18 protein-coding genes are annotated in these 21,950 nt (G+C 63.9%); 3 read left to right on the top strand and 15 right to left on the bottom strand.

What is annotated here, in order from left to right; genetic code table 11:
• Positions 1-211: 211 nt before the first annotated feature.
• The 9 genes from C5F53_RS13305 to C5F53_RS13265 all read right to left on the bottom strand — a co-directional run bounded on the left by C5F53_RS13305 (position 212) and on the right by C5F53_RS13265 (position 11,041).
• Entirely contained in the window at positions 212-1,471 is a 1,260-nt protein-coding gene (locus C5F53_RS13305; protein ID WP_105261840.1) for a Zn-dependent hydrolase, read from the bottom strand.
• A gap of 29 nt (positions 1,472-1,500) precedes the next feature.
• Positions 1,501-2,943 (bottom strand): dihydropyrimidinase, encoded by a 1,443-nt coding sequence (hydA, locus tag C5F53_RS13300; protein WP_105261839.1) that lies wholly within the window; start codon positions 2,941-2,943, stop codon positions 1,501-1,503.
• 75 nt (positions 2,944-3,018) lie between these two features.
• Positions 3,019-4,326 carry an NAD-dependent dihydropyrimidine dehydrogenase subunit PreA gene (gene preA / locus C5F53_RS13295; RefSeq protein ID WP_105261838.1) on the bottom strand — a complete coding sequence of 436 codons (1,308 nt, stop codon included), beginning with the start codon at positions 4,324-4,326 and terminating at the stop codon, positions 3,019-3,021.
• 33 nt (positions 4,327-4,359) lie between these two features.
• A complete protein-coding gene (locus C5F53_RS13290) occupies positions 4,360-5,712 on the bottom strand; it encodes an NAD(P)-dependent oxidoreductase (RefSeq protein ID WP_105261837.1) in 1,353 nt (450 codons plus the stop codon).
• Positions 5,713-5,850: 138 nt separating this feature from the next.
• On the bottom strand, positions 5,851-6,768 hold the full coding sequence (locus C5F53_RS13285) for an alpha/beta hydrolase (protein ID WP_105261836.1): 918 nt from the start codon (positions 6,766-6,768) through the stop codon (positions 5,851-5,853).
• A gap of 208 nt (positions 6,769-6,976) precedes the next feature.
• Entirely contained in the window at positions 6,977-7,579 is a 603-nt protein-coding gene (locus C5F53_RS13280; RefSeq protein ID WP_105261835.1) for a TetR/AcrR family transcriptional regulator, read from the bottom strand.
• Between the two features lie 58 nt (positions 7,580-7,637).
• Positions 7,638-8,537, bottom strand: coding sequence for a LysR substrate-binding domain-containing protein (locus C5F53_RS13275; protein WP_105261834.1), 900 nt, complete (start codon positions 8,535-8,537; stop codon positions 7,638-7,640).
• Between the two features lie 9 nt (positions 8,538-8,546).
• A complete protein-coding gene (locus tag C5F53_RS13270) occupies positions 8,547-9,350 on the bottom strand; it encodes a carbon-nitrogen hydrolase family protein (protein WP_201740848.1) in 804 nt (267 codons plus the stop codon).
• 5 nt (positions 9,351-9,355) lie between these two features.
• On the bottom strand, positions 9,356-11,041 hold the full coding sequence (locus C5F53_RS13265) for an NAD(P)/FAD-dependent oxidoreductase (protein WP_105261833.1): 1,686 nt from the start codon (positions 11,039-11,041) through the stop codon (positions 9,356-9,358).
• A 200-nt stretch (positions 11,042-11,241) separates the two neighbouring features.
• On the opposite strand from C5F53_RS13265, the gene C5F53_RS13260 reads away from it, so the two are divergent.
• Together C5F53_RS13260 and C5F53_RS13255 are read left to right on the top strand one after the other, a co-directional pair.
• Positions 11,242-12,438, top strand: coding sequence for an acyl-CoA dehydrogenase (locus C5F53_RS13260; protein WP_105261832.1), 1,197 nt, complete (start codon positions 11,242-11,244; stop codon positions 12,436-12,438).
• A 50-nt stretch (positions 12,439-12,488) separates the two neighbouring features.
• Positions 12,489-13,526 (top strand): LacI family DNA-binding transcriptional regulator, encoded by a 1,038-nt coding sequence (locus C5F53_RS13255; protein ID WP_105261831.1) that lies wholly within the window; start codon positions 12,489-12,491, stop codon positions 13,524-13,526.
• Between the two features lie 37 nt (positions 13,527-13,563).
• On the opposite strand, the gene C5F53_RS13250 is transcribed toward C5F53_RS13255, so the two are convergent.
• From C5F53_RS13250 to C5F53_RS13225, 6 genes are all read right to left on the bottom strand, one after another.
• Complete coding sequence (locus C5F53_RS13250; RefSeq protein WP_105261830.1) at positions 13,564-14,874, bottom strand: GH1 family beta-glucosidase; 1,311 nt, start codon at positions 14,872-14,874, stop codon at positions 13,564-13,566.
• 30 nt (positions 14,875-14,904) lie between these two features.
• A complete protein-coding gene (locus C5F53_RS13245; RefSeq protein ID WP_105261829.1) occupies positions 14,905-16,260 on the bottom strand; it encodes a GH1 family beta-glucosidase in 1,356 nt (451 codons plus the stop codon).
• Positions 16,260-17,342, bottom strand: a complete 1,083-nt coding sequence (locus C5F53_RS13240) for an ABC transporter ATP-binding protein (protein WP_105261828.1) — start codon at positions 17,340-17,342, stop codon at positions 16,260-16,262. Before C5F53_RS13240 ends, C5F53_RS13245 begins: the two co-directional genes overlap by 1 nt.
• A gap of 7 nt (positions 17,343-17,349) precedes the next feature.
• Positions 17,350-18,237: a carbohydrate ABC transporter permease gene (locus tag C5F53_RS13235; RefSeq protein ID WP_105261827.1), complete on the bottom strand. Its 888-nt coding sequence runs from the start codon at positions 18,235-18,237 to the stop codon at positions 17,350-17,352.
• Positions 18,234-19,127, bottom strand: coding sequence for a carbohydrate ABC transporter permease (locus C5F53_RS13230; protein WP_105261826.1), 894 nt, complete (start codon positions 19,125-19,127; stop codon positions 18,234-18,236). The genes C5F53_RS13235 and C5F53_RS13230 overlap by 4 nt, the downstream gene beginning before the upstream one ends.
• Before the next feature lie 81 nt (positions 19,128-19,208).
• Positions 19,209-20,441 carry an ABC transporter substrate-binding protein gene (locus C5F53_RS13225; RefSeq protein ID WP_105261825.1) on the bottom strand — a complete coding sequence of 411 codons (1,233 nt, stop codon included), beginning with the start codon at positions 20,439-20,441 and terminating at the stop codon, positions 19,209-19,211.
• Positions 20,442-20,663: 222 nt separating this feature from the next.
• Here C5F53_RS13225 and C5F53_RS13220 point away from each other — a divergent pair, with 222 nt between their 5' ends.
• On the top strand, positions 20,664-21,935 hold the full coding sequence (locus C5F53_RS13220) for a CaiB/BaiF CoA-transferase family protein (protein ID WP_105261952.1): 1,272 nt from the start codon (positions 20,664-20,666) through the stop codon (positions 21,933-21,935).
• Positions 21,936-21,950 lie beyond the last annotated feature (15 nt).

Raw genomic sequence — 21,950 nt, 5'->3', positions numbered from 1 at the left:
TCCCTTTTGTGACTCGTTATTTCTGCGCTTGATCTGTCTTTGAGTACTTGAACTGCGATATCCGGGATGCATCCCTGACTTGCAAATATGTGCGGTTTTTGCCGAAATTGACGAGTAGTTTTGGCTTTTGGTGATTCATTCTGGAATGAAAAGGGCGTCAGAGGCCGCTTTTCCTCTTGACGCCCGATGCGACTAATTTGCTATTCGGCACTCAAACCACCCCAGCCCGCTCCAACATCGCATGCAACAGCACATTGCACCCCGCCGTAATGTGCTCCGGCTTCGCGTCTTCAATCTCGTTGTGGCTGATGCCGTCCTTGCAGGGGATGAAGATCATGCCGGCGGGGGCCAGCTTGGCCATGTAGACGGCATCGTGGCCGGCGCCTGAGACGGCGGGCATGTTGGAATAGCCCAGCTTCTTGGCGGCGCGGCCCACGGCGTCAACGCAGTTCTCGTGGAACTGGATGGCGTTGTAGCTGGACACCATTTCAATCTTTACGTCCACGCCATGCTCCTGGCCCACCTTGGCGGCAAAGGCTTTCACCTCGTCGGCCATCTGGTCCACCAGCGCGTCGGTGGCGTTGCGCAGGTCAATGCTGAACTTCACGCGGCCGGGGATGACGTTGCGGCTGTTGGGGAACACCTGCACCATGCCCACGGTGCCACGGCCATGCGGCGGATGGCGGTGCGCGGCGGCCACCACGTCTTGCATGATGCGTGTGGCGGCCAAGAGTGAGTCTTTGCGCAGCGCCATGGGCGTGGGGCCGGCGTGGGCTTCCATGCCGGTCACAGTGCAGTCAAACCAGCGAATGCCCAGCACGCCGCTGACCACGCCAATGGTCACGTCGTTGTCTTCGAGCACCGGGCCTTGTTCGATGTGCGTCTCAAAGTACGCGCCAATCGGGTGGTCGCCGGGCTCTTGCTCGCCGATGTAGCCAATGCGTTCCAGCTCGCCCTTCACGCTCTTGCCTTCGGTGTCCGTGGCCGCATACGCATGCTCCAGCGTGAAGGCTTTGGCGAACACGCCCGAGCCCATCATCACCGGCACAAAACGCGAGCCTTCTTCGTTGGTCCAAAAGGCCACTTCGATGGGCGCTTCGGTTTCAATGCCCAGGTCGTTCAGGGTGCGCACCACTTCGATACCCGCCAACACGCCGTAGTTGCCGTCGAACTTGCCGCCGGTGGGCTGGGTGTCGATGTGGCTGCCGGTCATGATGGGCGGCAGGCTGTTGTTGCGCCCGGCGCGGCGCATGAAGCCGTTGCCGATCTTGTCGATGGTGATGGTCATGCCGGCCTCTTTGGCCCAGCCCAGCACCAGGTCGCGGCCTTGCTTGTCCAGGTCGGTCAGCGTCAGGCGGCACACGCCGCCCTTGGGCGTGGCGCCAATCTTGGCCAGTTCCATGAGCGAAGCCCAGAGGCGATCGCCGTTGATGCGGACTTTGTCGATGTCGATGGCTGTTGCGGTGGTCATGGTGGTGTCCTTGGGTCTTAGCTTTGGGTTTAACGCTTAACGGCAGTGGGGGCCAGCGTGTCGGCCCGCAGCTTGTTGGCGGCAAAGTTGTCGCTGAAGGCGGGGCGCTTGATGTAGCGGCCCTTGCCCTTCACGGCGCGCAGGTCGCCCTGCACAAACACCAGCTCGCCCTGGCTCACGGTGTGGCTGGGGATGCCCTTGACGGTGCGGCCTTCAAAGATGTTGAAGTCGCCCTTGCTGTGCTGCGTCTTGGCCGACAGGGTCTTGGTGCCTGCGGGGTCCCACACCACCAGGTCGGCATCGGCGCCCACGCTGACGCTGCCCTTTTGCGGGTAGATGTTGAACAGCTTGGCGGTGTTGGCGGATGTGACCGCTACAAACTCGGATGGCGTCAGGCGGCCGGTGTTCACGCCTTCGTCCCAGATCACGGCCAGGCGCTCTTCCACGCCGCCGCAGCCGTTGGGGATCTTGCTGAAGTCGTCTTTGCCCGCAGCCTTTTGCGCTGCGCAGAAGGTGCAGTGGTCGGTGGCGGTGGTGTGCAGGTTGCCGCTCTGCAGGCCGCGCCACAGGAATTCGCTGTTGCCCTTGGGGCGGAAGGGCGGGCTCATCACGTGGGCCGCGGCGGTGGCAAAGTCGGGGTGGCGGTAGACGCTGTCGTCCAGCACCAGGTGGCCGGCCAGCACTTCACCGTACACACGCTGGCCGCGGGCACGGGCGCGGGCAATGGCCTCGGCCGCTTCCACACAGCTCACGTGCACCACGTAGATGGGCACGTTCAGCACATCGGCAATGGCGATGGCGCGGTTGGCGGCTTCGGCCTCCACCATGGGGGGGCGCGAGAGCGGGTGGCCCTCAGGTCCCTTGATGCCCATCTCGGCCACGGTTTTCTGCAGCAGGTAGACCAGCTCGCCGTTCTCGGCGTGCACGGTGGGCATGGCGCCCAGTTCCAGCGAACGTTTGAAGCTGTTCACCAGTGTTTCGTCGTCGCACATGATGGCGTTTTTGTAGGCCATGAAGTGCTTGAAGCTGTTGATACCTTCCTCTTTTACCAGCGTGCCCATGTCCTGGCGCACCTGTTCGCTCCACCAGGTGATGGCGACGTGGAAGGAATAGTCTGACGCCGACTTCTCGGCCCAGCCGCGCCACTTGCGGTAGGCGTCCAGGATGTTTTCTTGCGGGTCGGGGATGACGAAGTCGATGATGGTGGTGTTGCCACCGGCCAGGCCTGCTGCGGTGCCGGTGTAGAAGTCGTCCATCGTGGTGGTGCCCATGAAGGGCAGCTGCATGTGGGTGTGTGGGTCAATGCCGCCGGGCATCACATACTGGCCGCCCGCGTCCACCGTGGTGGTACCGGCGGGCGCCGTCAGGTTCTCGCCCACGGCCACAATCTTGCCGTCCTGCGTCAGCACATCGGCGCGGAAGGCGCGGTCGGCGTTCACCACGGTGCCGCCTTTGATCAGAATGCTTGTCATAAATGCTCCTAAATTAGTAGCTGCTTGCGCAATGAATACGTGGGCTAGAGGTCGATTGGATGCATAAACCCCGGCTCAGGCCGCCTGGCGCATGGGGTTGTTGGGGTGGGTGGTCCAGTCCGCATGTTTATCGCTTACTTGCAGGCCGGTGCGCAAGTCTTTTTCGCCGGCCGGCACGTCGCGCAGGGTGATGGTGTCTGGCACGGGGCACACAGTCACGCACAGGTTGCAGCCCACGCATTCGTCTTCCTTCACCTCGAAGTGGCGCTTGCCGTCTTTCATGAAGGTGATGGCCTGGTGGCTGGTGTCTTCACAGGCAATGTGGCAGCGTCCGCACTGGATGCAGCTGTCCTGGTTGATGACGGCCTTGCTGATGTGGTTCAGGTTCAGGTAGCGCCAGTCGGACACTGTCGGCACGGCCTTGCCGACGATCTGGTCCACGCTGGTGAAGCCCATCTCGTCCATGTAGTTGGACAGGCCGTCGCTCATCTCCTGCACGATCTTGAAGCCATAGACCATGGCGGCGGTGCACACCTGCACGGTGCCACTGCCCAGCGCGATGAAGTCCAGCGCGTCGCGCCAGTTGCCAATACCGCCAATGCCGCTGATGGGGATGCCGGCCGTCTGCGGGTCACGCGCAATCTCGGCCACCATGTTCAGCGCAATCGGCTTCACGGCCGGGCCGCAGTAACCGCCGTGCGAACCCTTGCCGCCGGTGGAGGGCGACATGGTCAGCGTGTAGGGGTCTACGCCCATGATGGAGTTGATGGTGTTGATGAGGGACACGGCATCGGCCCCGCCTTTTTTTGCGGCGCGGGCGGGGTTGCGGATGTCGGTGATGTTGGGCGTGAGCTTCACGATGACGGGCAGCTTGCTGTACTGCTTGCACCACTCGGTCACCATCTGGATGTACTCGGGCACCTGGCCCACGGCGGCGCCCATGCCGCGTTCGCTCATGCCGTGGGGGCAGCCAAAGTTCAGCTCAATGCCATCGGCGCCCGTGTCTTCCACGCGCGGCAAGATAGCCTTCCAGCTCTTCTCCTCGCACGGCACCATCAGCGAGACGATCATCGCGCGGTCGGCCCAATTGCGCTTCACCTCGGTGATCTCGCGCAGGTTCAGCTCCAGGTCGCGGTCGGTGATGAGCTCAATGTTGTTGAAGCCCATGAGACGGCGGTCGGGCGAGAGCAGGGCGCCGTAGCGCGGGCCGTTCACGTTGACGACGGGAGGGCCGGCCTCGCCCAGCGTCTTCCAGACCACGCCGCCCCAGCCGGCTTCGAATGCGCGGTTGACGTTGTAGGCCTTGTCGGTGGGCGGGGCAGAGGCGAGCCAGAAGGGGTTGGGGCTTTTGATGCCAGCGAAAGTGGTTTGCAGATTGGCCATGGTGTGACTCCGATGTTCTGTGGGGATGGCCGCTCAGGCCTTGAGGTACGCGTGGATGGCTTTGGCCGATTGCTTGCCGTGCTCCACGGCCTCCACGGTCAGGTCCAGTCCGCCAGCACGGCAGTCGCCGCCGGCCCACACGCCCTTTAGGTTGGTGGTGCCCTCGGCATCGGTGCCAATCTTTCCACCGCTCAGCGTCAGGCCGGCGTCCAGCAGCACGGGGTTGCCCAGCTTCTGGCCAATGGCCTTGAGCACGGTGTCGGCCTCAAAGGTGATCTCGCGGCCTGTGGGCTGCAGCTTGCCGCCCACCAGCGCCTGGTCGGCAAAGCGCACGCCAGCCACGTGGCCGTCACGGCCCACAATTTCTACCGGCGCCAGCCATTGGTGCAGCACCACGCCATTGGTTTGCGCCCAGTCTTGTTCGGCCTGCGACGCGCCCATGGCGTCGCGCCCGCGGCGGTACACCATGTGCACCACCTTGGCGCCCAGCAGCTTGCTTTGCACCGCGGCGTCCACCGCAGTCATGCCGCCGCCAATCACCACCACGCGGCGGCCCACGGGCAGGGTGGCCTTGTCTTCGGTCTGGCGCAGCGTGGCAATAAAGTCCACCGCGTCTTGCACACCCTCCAGGTCTTCACCGGGCACGCCAAGCTGGTGCGTGGTGGCCAGGCCCATGCCCAAAAATACGGCGCCAAAGTCTTTGCGCAGCGCTTCCAGTTGCGCCACGGTTTCCAGTTTCCAGCCGGTCTGGATGGTGATGCCGCCAATGTCCAGCAGCCATTGCACTTCGCGCTGGGCAAAGTCGCCGGGCGTTTTGTAGCTGGCCAGGCCGTATTCGTTCAGGCCACCGGCCTTGGGCTTGGCGTCAAACACCACTACGTCGTGCCCTTCACGCGCCAGCGTGTAGGCACAGGCCAGGCCCGCGGGGCCAGCGCCCACCACGGCCACCTTTTTGCCGGTGGATGGGGCGCGGGTAAAGATTTGGGGCTTGTCGCTCTCCATCAGTGCGTCCACGGCGTGGCGCTGCAGGCGGCCAATGGCCACGGGGCGGTCTTCTTGTGTGTTGCGCACGCAGACGGCTTCGCACAGGTTCTCGGTGGGGCAGACACGGGCGCACATGCCGCCCAGGGGGTTGCTCTCCAGAATCGCCTTGGCCGAGCCGCGCAGGTTGCCGTCGGCAATGCGCTTGATGAAGGACGGCACATCAATGCTGGTGGGGCAGGCCGTGGCGCAGGGCGCGTCATAGCAATACAGACAGCGCTCGGCTTCCAGCAGGGCTTGTGTATTGGTGAAACGCGGGGTGGCGTCGGCAAACGCTTTGGCGTATTCCTCGCTGGCGAGGCGGCCTGCACGAACGTCGGCGGGAGAGGGTGAGGGGGTGGACACGCTGGCAACTCCTTTAAAAACTGACCGTTTGGTCAAGTCATGAAGTGCATGCTAGCAATCCACGTGCCACGCTGTAACTAGGGGTTTGCCCGCAACCCCGCAACCCCGTGGCACCGGGGTTGCGGGCCGGTTGGCCGGTCAGGCCAAAAAATTAACCACAGCCTGCGCCACCAGGGCATCGCGCAGCAAGCGGGTGTGGCCCAGGCCGTCGGTGGCTAGCAGCTGCGCACCGGGAATGGCCTCGGCAAAGGCGGCACCATCGGCAAAGGGGTTGATGCGGTCGCCCCGGTCATGCACCACCAGCGTGGGCTGGGTGATGCGCGGGCCGCTGGCATCGGGCTCAAACTGGGCCATCACAATGCCTTCGCGCGCCTCGATGCGGCGCTGCAGAGCGGCGCGCATAGGTTCGTGCAGACCAAATACCTGGGCAAACAGGCGCGTGTATTCACGTGGGGAGGCAGGGGGCGCCAGCAACACCAGGCGCTGGGTTGGTAGGCCGCGCGCCGCGGCAAAAGCCAGGCCGTTGGCCGCCAGCGAATGGGCCACCACGCCTTGTACGGTGTGGCCCTGCTGGGCGAGCCTAGCCAGCGTGTACTCCATAGCTCGGGCGAACTGTGGCAGGTTGCTCACCCGGCCGGCATTCTTGCCGTGGGCCGGCAAATCCAGCAGTACCGGGCGAAGGCCCCGCACGATCAGCGCCTGGGCCAGCGGCAGCATTTGGCCCGCATGGCCACCCCAGCCGTGCACCAACAGCACGCACGCGCCCTCGGCTGGTGCGCTACTGGCGGGTGCTGCGGGATGGCGCAAAGGGTGGTGCAAGGTCAGGCTGGCGTCTTCAAAGGCCCAGCGTTCCTGGGTCCAGTGGCCGGGCCAGGGGCGGTCGCGGCGCAGCCAGCGCGGGGGCAGCGGTGTGCCAAACAGGCGGTAGGCCAGGCGCAGGCCCAGCGCCGGCCACAGCCGCTGGGAGGTGCCCAGGGCCAGGCGCAACACGCGGGTGGCGGGGTTGCTGGAATAGAAGTCAGAGGTGGCTTGCAGGGCGGTGGTTGTCGTGGACATGGTGGGCTCCGTTTCGTGTCAGTAGTAAATCCAATCCGCATTGCTGCGGGGCAATCCATCCAACAGCCGGCACAGGCGCAAGCCCAGGTAAAACACCGCGGCGGTGACGGCGGCAAGCAGGGCAACGATCAGCATGGAACTTCCTTTCTTCGCACAGTCGTGCGAAATTAAAACAAACCAAGGGAACAGGTGGGCATGCAGAAAAACCTCAGGTGCGGTAGCTGGCCAGCATGCGCTGCCAAGTGGCTTGGGCGTGCTGGGCGGCGTGGTTGTCGCGCAGAAAGCGCGCATCGTGCAGCAGGGCCATGGCCATGCCGTTGAGTTCGGCCACCAGTTGGCCGGGGTCGGTGTCGGGGCGCAGGTGGCCGGCGTCCACGGCCTGCAGCACGGTGCGGCGCAGCGCAGCGCGCCAGCGGGTCACTTCCTGGAACAGCAGGTCGCGCAGCTCGCCTTCGCGGTCGTCCAACTCAAAGGCGCCCGCGGTGTACAGGCAGCCGGTGTGCACCTCCACATCGCGCATGCGCACAATCCAGCGCTGCACAATGCCGTCCAGTCGCGGCAGGCCCTTGGGGGCTTGCATGGCTGGCACAAACACATCGGCCAGGAAGCGGCGGCCGTACTCTTCGATCACGGCCTTCTGCAGCGCCTCGCGCGAACCCACGCGGGAGAACACCCCGCTCTTGGACAAACCGGCGCGGTCTGCTACCACCTGCAGGTTGATGGCCTCCAGCCCTTCGTCTGCAGCCAGGTGCAGCGCCGCATCCACGATGGCGGCGCGGGTCAGTTCACTTTTATGGGTCTTGGCGTCCATGGCGCAAATTTAGCACAATTGTGCGAAATTGCAAATTGACCCAAAAAAAGCGTCTTGACTAAGCTTGGCTGGCCTGTTGCAGCCAGGTGCTGAAGTGTTGCAAGGCGGGTTTGTCGTCGCTGCCTTCCGGCAGCACCAGGTAATAGTGGCGTGCGCCGGGGAGCGGGGCCGGGTGGGCCAGCACCAGTTCGCCCCGTGCCAGCTCGGCCTCTATCAACAGGCGTGGAACCAACGCCACGCCCATGCCCTGGGCGGCGGCGGCCGTGGTCATGGAGAACTGCTCGTAACGTGGGCCGGACAAGGCCAGCGGCGCCTCCACCTCTTGCGCGGCAAACCAGGCCTGCCAGCTGTCGGGCCGAGTGCTTTGCTGCAGCAAGGGCAGGGTGGCCAGGGCCTTGGCGCTCAGGCTTTTGCGGCCTGCCAATAGCACGGGGCTGCACACCGCCACCACTTCTTCTGCCATCAGCGGCATGGCGTGGGTGCCCGCCCAGTGCTGCACCTGGGCCTCGGTACCCGCAAAGATGGCCGCGTCGAACGGCGTGTCGGCAAACAAAAAAGGGCGGGTGCGCGTTTCGATGTGCACCGTGCTGTCCGGGTGCAGTGCCTGAAAGGCCTGCAAGCGCGGAATCAGCCAGCGCGCCGCAAACGTAGGCACGCTGGCCAGTTGCACGGTGCCGCCGCGCCCTTGGGTGGACATCAGGTCCAGCGTGTCCTGCTCCAGCCCGCGCAGGCGCAGCGCCACCTGTTGGGCGTAGCGCGCGCCGGCCGTGGTCAGCGCCACGCCATGGCGCGTGCGGCGAAACAGCGGCGTGCCCACCAGCTCTTCCAGCGCGGTGATCTGGCGCGAGACGGCGCTCTGCGTCAGCGCCAGCTCTTGCGCGGCGCGGGTAAAACTTTCGTGGCGGGCCGCGGCGTCAAAACACAGCAGGGCCTGGGTGGCGGGGATTTTGCGGCGCATGTATTGGTGTCAGAGGGTGTGGGGTGGCAGTGCAGCGGCGTCTCGCACATGGCGGTTTGCCGCGCGGGCGGTGCTCAGGCGCGCATCGTCCAGCGTGGCAATCAGCAGCGTAGGCTGCCGGTCCGCCTGCGCCACGGCCTGACCATCGGGTGCGGCCAGCAGGCTCAGGCCGCCGTAGTGCACATCACCTTCGGCGCCCATGTAGTTGGCGTAGGCCACATACATCTGGTTCTCGTAAGCGCGCACGGGCACCAGCGCTTGGGCCACAAAGTCGTATGCCGGCATATTGGCCGTGGGCACCACGATGAGGTCGGCACCGGCCAGCGCCAAGCGCCGCGTAGCCTCGGGAAACTCCACGTCGTAACAAATCAGCAAGCCAATGGTCCAGCCCTGCAACATGAAGGTGGCGGCGCTGGGCGCGCCCGCTGCAAACTGGTTACTGTCCAAGTCACCAAACAGATAGGTCTTGCGGTAACTGAGGCAGCGCTGGCCTTGCGCGCTGATCCACTGTGCGGCGTTGAATACCGCGCCACTGGCGTCCTGCTCCGGGTAGCCATAGACCACGGCAATGTGGTGACGTTGTGCAATGGCAGCCACGGCCTGGGCCCAGGCGCCATCGGCCGGCTGGGCCAACTGTTGCACCGCCGCGGCCCCAATGGCGTAGCCGCTGATAAACATCTCGGGGCATACCAGCACTTGGGCGCCGGCTGCGGCGGCTTGCTGCGCGGCTTGGTCCAGGCGTTGCAGGTTGCCGGCCACGTCCAGCGGGGCAGGTGCGCATTGCAGCAGGGCCAGGGTCAGGGGCGTGCGCATGGCCATTAGTCCGGCAGGGCCATGGGGCCCAGTTCGGCAAACACATCGCCGGGGCCTGGGTTGCTGGCGTGCGTGCGGCCGCCCAGGTGGTGGACGATGCCCCATACCGCGTTCAGCGAGGTCTGTACTGCGCCCTCCACCCAAGCCGGCGTCCACGACACATCGTCACCCGCGATGAACAGGCCTTTCTGTTCGGCCGGAAACGCGTCCTGCATGAAGTGGGCGTACATGCGCTGGTTGTAGCGGTAGTGGCCGGGCAACGCGCCCTTGAAGGCGCCCAGAAAATACGGGTCCGCCTCCCACGACACACAAATGGGATCGCCAATGATGTGGCTGGTTATGTCCACCTTGGGGTAGATCTTCTTGAGCGCTTGTAGCGCAAGCTTCACGCGCTTCTCGGGCGACTGGGGCAGCATCTTGAGCGCATCACCCATCCACGCATACGACAGGCAGATGACGGCAGGTTGGTCCGGCCCGTTGTCAAACAGATAAGTGCCGCGCGTGAGCCGGTCGGTCAGTGTCATGCTCATCACATCGCGGCCGGTTTCGGGGTCTTTGTCTTTCCAGAACGGGCGGTCCACCATGACAAAGGTCTTGCTGGATTGCATGTAGCGCGTGCGGTCCAGCGCCATCCACATCTTTTGCGAGAACAGCGACTCTTCCACCGCAATTTGCGTGGTGAGCAGCCAGCTTTGGCAGGTGGTCAGCACGGCGCTGTAGTGGCGTGTGTCGCCCCAGCAGTCGGTGACGGCCAGGCGGCCATCGGCGGTGCGCGCAATGCCGGCCACCCCGGCACGGGTGGCGCCCGCGTGCAGGCTGGCCAGCGTAGTGCCCTGTGGCCAGTGCGCCAGCTGCGTGGGCGCATGGCGCCACAGGCCGTGGGGCACTTGGTCAGCCCCACCGACAATCAGGCGCTGCTCGTCGTCACAGTTGGTCAGCACCACGCGCAAGATTTCGAGCATGGAGTTGGGAAAGTCCGAATCCCAGCCACCCGTGCCAAAACCCACCTGGCCAAAAATCTCGCGGTGGCGGAACGACAGCTTGGAGAACGCCTGGGAGCTGGCGATGAAGTCGTAAAACGTGCGGTCGTCCCACAGCGGCACCAGCGTGTTCCACAGGCGTTTGAGGGTGGGCACGTCGCGCGTACGGATGGCGTTCTGCATGTCCGAAAAGCGGGCATCGTCTTCCAGCGCCTGGGCCCAGGCCTCGGCCACCTCGCGGAACACGGCCGGCAAATCGGCCAGCGACTCCGCGTAATGGGTTTCGCCTTCCAGATCAATCACCGTGCTGCCCGATGCGGGTGTTAGTGGGTTGGGAAAGGGGCGTGTCTGCAGGCCCAGTTGATTCACGTAATGGTAGAAGGCCGTGCCCGACACCGGGAAGCGCATACCACCCAGCTCGGCCACCGTGGCCTTTGTGCCTTCAAAGACCTGAGAACGCAGGCGGCCGCCCATCTTCGAGGCTTCGTAGATCACGGGCTTGAGGCCCAGCTTCATGAGCTCGTAGGCCGCCACCATGCCGGCCATGCCTGCGCCCACAATGGCGACCTCTTCGCCCAGGCGCGCGGCAGGCAGCTGGCCAAGACCCGCGGGGTGGGCAATCCAGTCGTCGAACGCGAAGGGGAAGTCCGGCCCAAAAATAGTGACCGGTGGGCGTTTTTCGGTCGTAGTGGTCTGAGTGGTGTTGCCCATGGCAAGAAGCCCCGAAACAAAAACACACTATGGCATAGGCATGCGTGAATCGCAAGATTGTTGATGGGGTGTATTGGTACAGCAATGCGTGTTCAAGGGTTAAAAATGTCATTAATGCATACCTAAGTGCAAAAGCCTTGATTGTGTGAACCGGGCCCACGGGCTACCATAGCCATCCCGATGATCGCCTGGAGCCCCCTATGCCGCACGCCGCTTTTAACTGGCAAGACCCCTTTCTGCTGGACAGCCAGCTCAGCGATGACGAACGCATGGTGCGGGACGCCGCTGCGGCCTATTGCCAGGACAAGCTGCTACCGCGCGTGACGCAGGCATTTCGCGATGGCAGCACGGATCCGGCTATTTTTAGAGAGATGGGCGAGCTGGGCCTCTTGGGCCCCACCATCCCCGAGCAATACGGCGGCCCCGGCCTCAACTACGTGGCCTATGGCCTGATTGCCCGTGAAGTGGAGCGCGTGGACAGCGGCTACCGCAGCATGATGAGCGTGCAGAGCAGCTTGGTGATGGTGCCGATTTTTGAATTTGGCACCGAGGCGCAAAAACAAAAGTACCTGCCCAAGCTGGCCACCGGCGAATACATCGGCTGCTTCGGCCTGACCGAACCCGACCACGGCTCCGACCCCGGCAGCATGGCCACGCGCGCCCACAAGGTGGCCGGTGGCTACAAGCTCAGCGGCAGCAAGATGTGGATCAGCAACAGCCCGATTGCCGATGTGTTTGTGGTCTGGGCCAAAGAGGTGAGTGAGGGCGGCAAGGTCGGTCCCATCCGCGGCTTTGTACTCGAAAAAGGCATGGCTGGCCTCTCTGCACCCGCCATCCATGGCAAGGTGGGCCTGCGCGCCAGCATTACCGGCGAGATCGTGATGGACGGTGTGTTTTGCCCCGAAGAGAACGCCTTCCCTGAAGTGCAGGGCCTTAAAGGTCCGTTCACCTGCCTGAACAGTGCGCGCTACGGCATTGCCTGGGGTGCACTGGGCGCGGCAGAAGACTGCTGGTTTCGCTCCCGCCAGTACACGCTGGACCGCAAACAGTTTGGCCGCCCACTTGCCGCCAACCAACTCATCCAAAAGAAGCTGGCCGACATGCAAACCGAAATCGCGCTGGGTCTGCAAGGCTGTCTGCGCCTGGGCCGCATGAAGGACGAGGGCACAGCGTCGGTGGAGATTACCTCCATTCTCAAGCGCAACAGCTGCGGCAAGGCGCTGGACATTGCGCGCCTGGCGCGCGACATGATGGGCGGCAATGGCATTAGCGACGAGTTTGGCGTGGCACGCCATCTGGTGAACCTGGAAGTGGTGAACACCTACGAGGGCACACACGACATCCATGCGCTGATTTTGGGACGGGCACAGACGGGGATTGCAGCCTTTGCCAACTGAGAGGGTGGGGCTGCGCATGGCCATGCGCATCGCATAAACTCGCCAGAGTTATGGCCTCTCCTTCCGATACGTTTCCCATCGCTCCTGAGCCGGTCACCTTGCTGGATGTGGCCCGCGCGGCGGGAGTGTCGGCCAGCACGGTGTCGCGCATTCTCAATGGCACGGCCAAAGTAGCGCCAGCCAAGCGTGAAGCGGTGGAAGAGGCCATCCGCCGCCTCCACTTCAAACCCAATCTGTTTGCACGCAGCCTGAAGACCGGCATCACCATGACGGTGGGTGTGCTCACGCAGGCCATCGAAAGCCAGTTTTACTCGCGTGCGCTCAAGGGTATCGAGATGGGGCTGGCCGAGAGTGGCCATTCGTCCATCATTGTGAGCGGCCACTGGAATGCCGAGGCCGACGTGGCCAGTCTAAAGCTGCTGACCTCGCGCCGTGTGGACGGTGTGATCATCCTGACCGGCAACATTGCAGACAGCGAGGTGCTGGCGGTGGCACAGCAGCAGCCGGTGGTGATTACCGAGCGGCAGCTGGAAGGCCCGAATGTGCGCTCCATCAACCTGGACCAACAGCGTGGCGGTTACCTGGCGACGCAGCACCTGCTGGCCCTGGGCCACACCCGCATTGCCCACCTGGCTGGCGTAGAAGACCGGCCTGATGCCCAGCAACGCTACTTGGGTTACCTGCAGGCGCACGAGGAAGCGGGTGTAACGCCCAACCCCCGCTGTGTGGTGCGTGGCAACTTCACCGACAAGGGGGGTTACCTGGCCGCGCAAAAGCTGCTGGACAGCGGTGAGTCCTTTACCGCCATTTTTTGTGCCAACGACGAGTCTGCCCTGGGCGCGCGCTTGGCGCTGTACCAGCGCGGCATCCGGGTGCCCGAAGACGTATCGCTGGTGGGGTTTGACGATCTGCCCATGTGCAACTACATGACGCCACCGCTGACCAGCGTGCGCCAGCCGGTGTACGAGGTGGGCCTGTACGCGGCCCACACCCTGCTGGAGATGATGGGTTACCCCAGCGAGGCGGTGCAGGTGCCGCCACTGGAGCTGATGGTTCGCCAGACCACGCGGGCCCTGCCCACCACATAAAGGCCCCCCGGCATGGGGCGGCCCTGTGCGAATACCTTTATGCGGCGCGGTGCTGCGCAATCAGGGCGCGGTACCAGTGTGCGCTGTCCTTGGCGGTGCGCACCTGGGTGGCATAGTCCACATAAAACAGGCCAAAACGCTTGTCGTAACCCGAATCCCACTCGAAGTTGTCCATCAGGCTCCAGTAAAAGAAGCCTTGCACGTTGACACCCGCAGCCATGGCGTCCAACAGCGCTTGCAAATGGGTGCGCATGTAGTCAATGCGGCGTGGGTCAGCCACTGTGCCGTCTACCACCGCATCGGGGGATGCAAAGCCGTTCTCGGTGATGAAGATGGGGGGCAGGGTGTAGTCGGTGTGGATTTGCACGAGCAGATCGCGCAGGCCCTGGGCGTAGTTTTCCCAGCCCATGTCAGACACGCCGTGGGCATTGGGCGCAGGCACGGGGGGGGTTGCCGCGGAGCTCCAGATGCGGGTGTAGTAATTGATGCCCAGGAAATCCATGGGTTGCGCAATGGTGTCCATGTCACCGGCCTGCACCACGTCGCATACCGGCAGGTCGGCGCCTTCGGGGTAGGCCTTCTTGAACAGCGGGTCCATGTACCAGCGCACAAACATGGCGTATTCCTTGGCGGCCAGGGCTTTGTCGGCGGCACTGTCGGTGGCTGGGGTGGCGGGCGACTGGTTCAGCACAATGCCCAGCGGCGCTTTCACACCCGCGCCGCGCATGGCCTGCAGTGCCAGGCCGTGTGAAAGCAGCAGGTGGTGCGCCACGCGCAGCATGACCTTCTGGTCTTGGATACCCGGTGCAAAGCGGCCCAACTCGTTGCCCAGCACCGCGGTGCACCAGGGTTCGTTGTGGGTGCAGATGCTGGCGGCGCGGTCGCCCAGGCGCTCGCCCATCACGCGGGCGTATTCGGCAAAGTGCAGCGCTGTTTCGCGCGACTCCCAACCACCGCGGTCTTGCAGGCCCTGGGGCAGGTCCCAGTGGTAAAGCGTGATGTGGGGCGCAATGCCACGTGCCAGCAGGCCGTCGACCAGGCGGTCGTAAAAAGCCAGGCCTTCAGGGTTCCAGGCGCCGTAGCCCAGGGGCTGCACGCGTGGCCAGGCAATGGAGAAGCGGTAGCTGTCCACGCCCAAGCTCTGGATCAGGTTCAGGTCTTCTTCCAGGCGGTGGTAGTGGTCGCAGGCCACATCGCCGGTGTCGCCGTTCAGCACTTTGCCGGGGGTGTGCGAATAGGTGTCCCAGATCGACGGGCCACGGCCGCCTTCGTTGGCGGCGCCCTCGATTTGGTAGGCACTGGTGGCCACGCCCCAGTGGAAGGTAGAGGGAAAGTTCAGAGTGCTCATAGGTAAACCAAGTGGTGAAGTTGAAAGGTATCAGATTGCCCGGTGGCGCGTAATGAACTCACGCAGCCAGAGGGCACTGTCTTTGGGGGTTCGGGTCTGGGTGGCGTAGTCCACATGGCACAGGCCAAAGCGTTGGGTGTAGCCCTTGCCCCATTCGTAGTTGTCCATCAGGCTCCAGCCCAACCAGGCCTGCAACGGAACACCCTGGGCCAGAGCCTGGGCGCAAGCCTCCAGATGTTCTTGCAGGTAACGCACACGCACCGGATCGTGCACGCGGCCTGCGTGCACGTGGTCGTCCAGCGCGGCACCGTTCTCGGCCACGTACAGGTTGGCAGGCGCGTATTCGCGGTGGATGCGCACCAGCATCTGGCGCAGGCCTTCGGGAAACACCTCCCAACCCATGGTGGTGTAGGTGGCACCGTCCACCGGCACCTCGCGCGCATGGGGGAAAGGCAGGGCGCCGTCGTGCACGACATGGCCACGCGTGTAGTAGTTGATGCCCAGTGCGTCCAGCGGCTGGCAGATAGTCTGCAGGTCATCGGCGTGCACCACGGGCACCAGGTCGCCATGGGCTTGCCACACGTCCTGCGGGTAGTGGCCGTGGAAGATCGGGTCCAGAAACCAGCGGTTGAACACCCCATCGGCCATCTGCACGGCGTGGGTGGTCTCAGTGCGGGTGTCAGCCGCGTAGTAGGGCTTCACGTCCAGCACCACGCCGACTTGCGCCGTACGGGTGTGGGCGCGCAGGGCGGGCACTGCCAGGCCGTGCGCCAGCATCAGGTGGTGGGCGGCCTGCAGGGCCATGCCGCGGTCTTGCAGGCCGGGCGCGTGGCGGCCCTCTTGGTAACCCACGGTGGCGCTGCAGCGTGGCTCGTTTAGCGTGGCATAGCTGTGCACCCGGTCGCCCAGGCGGCGCGCCACCACCTCGGCAAATTCGGCAAAGGCGTGGCAGGTATCACGGCGCAGCCAGCCGCCCTGCGCGTGCAGGGCCAACGGCAGGTCCCAGTGGTACAGCGTGGCGTAGGGCGTGATGCCACGTGCCAGCAGTTGGTCCACCAGGCGGTCGTAAAAGTCCAGGCCCGGGGTGTTGACGGTGCCGCGCCCGGTGGGCAGCACACGTGGCCAGGCTACCGAGAAGCGGTAGGCCGTGTGGCCCAGCGACTGGATGAGCGCCACATCACTTTCCATGCGGTGGTAGTGGTCGCAGGCCACGTCGCCGGTGCTGCCATCGGCAATGCGGCCGCTGTTGTGGGCAAAGCTGTCCCACATGCTCAAGCCACGGCCGTCGGCATGCACAGCGCCCTCGATCTGGTAGGCGCTGGTGGCCGCGCCGAAGAGGAATTCCTTCGGAAAGGCCTGTGGGTCTGGCAGGGTGTGTGCTGGCATCACAGGCGGTCCTGGGTGCTGGGGTCAAACAGCGAGACGCGGTGCGCTGCCAGCGTCACGTACACCTCGGCGCCAGCGGGCGCTGCCAGCGTGCTGTCGGTGGTCAGGCCCAGCTGCTGTGCACCGACCTGCAGCCACAACACCTGGTTGGGGCCCATGGGTTCGACCAAGCGCACGCGCGCCTGTAGGTGGTGGTTGCCGGGCTGCGTGGCCGCGCTCAGGTCCTCCGGGCGGATGCCCAGCACCACGGCCTGGCCGTCCAGGGGGACCTGCGCAAAGGCGTAGGCCGACACATCCAGGCTCACCGTGTCGTTGACAAAGCGCACGCCCTGGTCGCCGTTGTGCAGGCGGCCTTCGATGAAGTTCATGCTGGGCGAACCCAGGAAGCCGGCCACGTACATATTGGCCGGTTTGCCGTAGACCACGGCGGGGGCGTCGATCTGCTGGATCTTGCCGCCGCGCATCACCGCAATGCGGCTGGCCAGTGTCATGGCTTCCACCTGGTCGTGGGTCACGTAGACCATGGTGGCGCCCAGGCTGGCGTGTAGTTCCTTGAGCTCGCGGCGCAATTCGGAGCGCAGCTTGGCGTCCAGGTTGGAGAGCGGTTCGTCAAACAGAAACACCGCGGCCTCGCGCACCAAGGCCCGACCAATGGCCACGCGCTGGCGCTGGCCGCCCGAGAGGTTGGCGGGCTTGCGCTGCAGCAGCTCGGTCAGGTGCAGCATGCTGGCGGCGCGCTCCACGCGTTTGGCGATCTCGGCCTTGGGCACGCCACTGATGCGGGGGCCGAAGGCCATGTTTTTCTCCACCGTCATGGTGGGGTAGAGCGCGTAACTCTGGAACACCATGCCGATGCCACGGTCCTTGGGGTCGGCCCAAGTCACGTCCTGGCCACCAATGGCAATGCTGCCGTCGGTCACGTCAATCAGCCCTGCAATGCTGTGCAGCAGGGTGGACTTGCCGCAGCCTGAAGGGCCCAGCAGCACCAGGAACTCGCCTTCCTGCACCTCCAGGTTGAGCTGGCTGATGACAGGGTTGTGGCCCAGCGTGATGTCGAGGGATTGGATGGAAATGGAAGCCATGGAGAAATCAACCTTTGACGGCGCCGGAGGCAATGCCGCGAACAAACCAGCGCCCGGAGACGAGGTAAATGAGGAGAGGAACCGCCGAGGTGAGGATGGTGGCGGCCATGTTGACGTTGTAGGTGCGCTCGCCAAACGTGCTGTTGACGATGTTGTTGAGCTGCACCGTCATAGGCGAAAACTCGGTGCCGCCGAAGGTGAGGCCCAGCAGGTAGTCGTTCCAGATGTTGGTGACCTGCATGATGGTGGCCACGATGGCGATCGGGGCCGACATGGGCAACATCAGCTCCAGAAAAATGCGCCAAAAACCACCACCATCAATGCGGGCGGCCTTGAACAACTCGTCCGGGATGGCGCTGTAGTAGTTGCGGAACAGCAGCGTCATGACTGGCATGCCAAAGATGGTGTGGATGACCACGATGGCGGGCAAGGAGCCAAACAGGCCTACCGCCGACAGCATGCGCACCAGCGGGTAGAGGATGACCTGGTAGGGCACAAACACCGCAATCAGCAGGATGGCAAACAGGGCGTTGGCATAGCGTGATTTCCAGAACGAGAGTGCGTAGCCGTTGATGGCACCAATCAGGATGGAGACGATGGTGCTGGGCACCACGATTTGCACCGAGTTCCAGAAGCCCACTTGCAGGCCTTTGCATTCCAGCCCGGTGCAGGCGCTGGACCAGGCGGTGACCCAGGCGTCCAGCGTGGGGGCCATGGGCAGGGCGAAGATGGAGCTGTCCTGGATTTCGGGCATCGTCTTGAACGACGTGACCAGCATCACGTATAGCGGCAGCAAGAAAAACGCAGCTGCGCTCAGCAAGAAGGCATAAGTGCCAATTCGGGCCGGAGTCCAGGTGGAACGTGCGCGATGTGCTATGGTTTTTGTAGTGGTCATGCGCGGCCTCCCTGGGCCTGGTGCTTGCGCACAAAATAGTAGGGCACTAGCAGCGCGAGCACCGTGGCCAGCATCACCACCGAGGCGGCGGATGCCAGGCCAATGGCGCCGCGTTGGAACAGGTGGTCCAGGATGAATTTGGCCGGCACCTCGCTGGCCAGGCCGGGGCCGCCGCCGGTCATGGAGTTGACGGTGTCGTAGACCTTGATGGCCGCAATGGCTTGCAAGATGAAAGCGGTGGCCACGGCGCCGCGGATCATGGGTAGCACGATGCTCACGTAGACGCGCCAAGTGGGAATGCCGTCCAGCCGGCTGGCCTTCCAGATTTCGGCATCCACCCCGCGCAGGCCGGCCAGCAAAATGGCCATGACCAGGCCCGAGGCCTGCCAGACGGCGGCGATAACGATGCAGTACATCACCTTGTCTTGGCTCACGATCCAGTCGACCGTGGCATTGGCAAAGCCCAGGCTGCGCAGAGCGGACTGCAGGCCCATGGTCGGGTTCAGCATCCACTGCCAGACCAGGCCGGTGACCACAAAGGACATGGCGTAGGGGTAGAGAAAAATGCTGCGAAACAGGCTCTCGGCCCGGATTTTCTGGTCGATGAAGACCGCCATCAAAAAGCCCAGCACCATGCACAGGCTGATGGCCAGCACGCCGTACACCACCAGGTTGTTCACCGAGATGAGCCAGCGCTCATTGGCAAAGAGCTTGTTGTACTGCAGCAGGCCGACGAACTCGGCCTTGGGAAACATCCGGGAACTGGTAAACGAAATACCGATGGACCACACCACGGTGGTCAGGTAGCCAACCAGGGCCGTCACGGCCATGGGCAGCAGGGCCACCATGAGCCACCAGTTCGGTGGTCGCCCCCGCTTGAGCTTGTGCATATACAGAGAACCTACAGAGTCAAAGTCAAAACACACCGCAGTGCACCACCGGGGCAGCGCACTGCGGTGAAGGTGAGGGGTTTAGCCCTTCAGGATGGCCGCAAAGGCCTTGGCTGCGTCGTCCACAGACTGGTCGGTGTTCCAGAACTTGGTGATGGCGTCGTCAATCTGGCCCTTCTTTTCGGGGGCTACTGACTGGTTGGGCGACGCGAGATGGCGTGCGGGGTCTTTCAGCGCGGTTACACCCTGCTGGCTGCAGATGTCGAGCTTGCCCATGTCCACATCGGTACGGATGGGGATGGAGCCCTTCTTGGCGTTGAAGGCCACTTGCACGGCTGGCGATGTGGCCACGGTGGCGAACAGTTGCTGGGCTTTGATGGCGTTGGCGTCTTTGGTCTTGGGGAACACAAACACATCGCCTTCAATCATGTAGGGCGCCTTGGCACCCCAGCCGGGGAAGCAGCCAAAGTCCTTGCCGGCGGTTTGTTTGGCCACGGCGAATTCGCCCTTGGCCCAGTCACCCATGACTTGGAAACCGGCCTTGTTGGAGATCACCATGGCGGTGGCCACGTTCCAGTCGCGGTTGGGGGAGCCTGCATCCACATAACCCTTGAGGCGCTTGAAGTCGCTCAGGATCTTCTTGAACTCGGCCGAGGTGGCCACGGCACCGTCGGTGCTAGCGTAGAACTTGCGGTACAGGTCGGCGCCACCAGCAGTGTGCAAGATGGCGTTGAACAGAATGCCTTCTTGCCAAGTCTGGCCACCCAGAGCCAAGGGAATAGCACCCGAGGCCTTGATCTTGTCCAGCGCGGCGAAAAACTGCTCCATGCTCTGTGGCTCGGCGGTAACGCCGGCCTTGGCCAGCACCGCCTTGGAGTACCAGAACCACGAGGGGTTGTGGATGTTCACCGGCATGGCGAAGTACTTGCCGTTGATCTTGACGAACTTCTTCAATGGCTCGGGAAAGATCTTGTCCCAGCCCTCTTTCACGGCCACGGCGTCGATATCGTTCAACAGGCCTTCGGCCACCACTTCGTGGTACTGCTTGGAGGTGTTGAACTGGGCCACGGTGGGCGGCTTGCCGCCAGCAATACGGTTCAGCGTGGTGTTGCGGGCGTTGTCGCCGCCGGCAATGGCGGTGTCTACCCAGGTGCCGCCAGCGGCCTTGTAGGCGGCTGCCAGCTCTTGCACGGCGGCAGATTCGCCGCCCGAGGTCCACCAGTGGATCACTTCGGCAGTTTGGGCCATGGCGCTACCGGCCAGGCCCATGCTGGCGGCCAATACGGCCAGGGTGCTGTGTTTGAAAGTGCGCATCGCTGTCTCCTGAAAAGTTGTTGGGTACGAAAACACGGGACCACATGAAATCGTTGCCAATCGGCAAAAAGAACGCTTGAAAACGTTTTCAAGATAGAAATTAAAGAATTTATGCAGTTACCTGTCAACGCCAAAACCGCTTCCGGTTGCCAAACTCAGGGAAAACACCGAGCGTTTTGGGCGGGTAACATGGGCTTTTCCGCCTTTCGCGAGTTCTTCACCATGCAAGCCACTTCCCCCCCAAGCCCTGTGCCCACCGGTGCCCTGAGCCACCTCAAGGTGCTGGACCTGTCCCGCGTGCTGGCCGGCCCCTGGTGCACACAAATGCTGGCCGACCTGGGCGCCGATGTGGTGAAGGTGGAGCGGCCCGAGGTGGGCGATGACACCCGCCACTGGGGTCCGCCCTTTTTGCAGGACGCGCGCGGCCACGACACGGCGCACGCCAGTTACTTCACGGCTTGCAACCGCAACAAACGCTCCATCACCATCGACATCGCCAAGCCCGAGGGCCAGGCGCTGATCCGCCAGATGGCGCTGCAGAGCGACATCCTGGTGGAGAACTTCAAGGTGGGAGGCCTCGCGCATTACGGGTTGGATTACGCCAGCCTCAAAGAAGTGAACCCGCGCCTGATTTATTGCTCCATCACGGGCTTTGGCCAGACAGGCCCCTACGCCGAGCGCGCGGGTTACGACCTCATGGTGCAGGCCATGAGCGGCATGATGAGCATCACCGGCCGAGCCGATGGTGAACCCGGTGGCGGCCCGCAGCGCGCGGGCGTGGCCATTACCGATGTGTTCACCGGCATCTATGCCACCAGCGCCATCCTGGCAGCGGTGGAAATGCGGCACCGCACGGGGCAGGGCCAGCACATCGACATGGCGCTGTTAGACGTGGGCATGGCCATCTTGGCCAACCAGGCCGCGGGCTTTTTGAACACCGGCCAGGTGCCGCAGCGCATGGGCAACGCCCACCCCAGCCTGGTGCCCTACCAGGACTTCCCCACGGCGGATGGCGCCATGCTGCTGGCTATCGGCAACGACGGGCAGTTTGCCCGTTTCAGCGCGGCGGCGGGCCACCCCGAGTGGGCGCAAGACCCGCGCTTTGGCACCAACACCGAACGTGTGGCGCACCGCGCCACGCTGATTCCGATCTTGCGGGAGGTCACGCGCTGGCGCACCACGGCCGAGTGGATAACGCTGCTGGAGGACAAGGCCGTGCCCTGTGGCCCCATCAACACCGTGGACCAGGCCTTTGCCGACGCCCAGGTGCAGGCCCGTGGTTTGGTGCAAAAACAGGCCCTAGCGCCCGTAGCTACTGCGCAAACAGCTATTGAAAGCATAGCAACCGTGGCCAGCCCGCTACGCCTGGGCGACGCACCAGTACAGCTGCGCCATGCGCCGCCCGCGCTGGGCGAGCACACCGACGACGTGTTGGCGGGGCTGGGGCTGGACGCGGCAGCCATTGCCGCGCTGCGCGCAGCCAAGGTGGTCTAGCCGACCTTGCGCCGA

Origin of the sequence: Rhodoferax sp. TS-BS-61-7, assembly GCF_002943465.1 — a bacterium.
In the GTDB taxonomy this organism is placed as follows: Bacteria; Pseudomonadota; Gammaproteobacteria; order Burkholderiales; family Burkholderiaceae_C; genus Allorhodoferax.
This window is presented reverse-complemented; position numbering and strand designations above follow the sequence as displayed.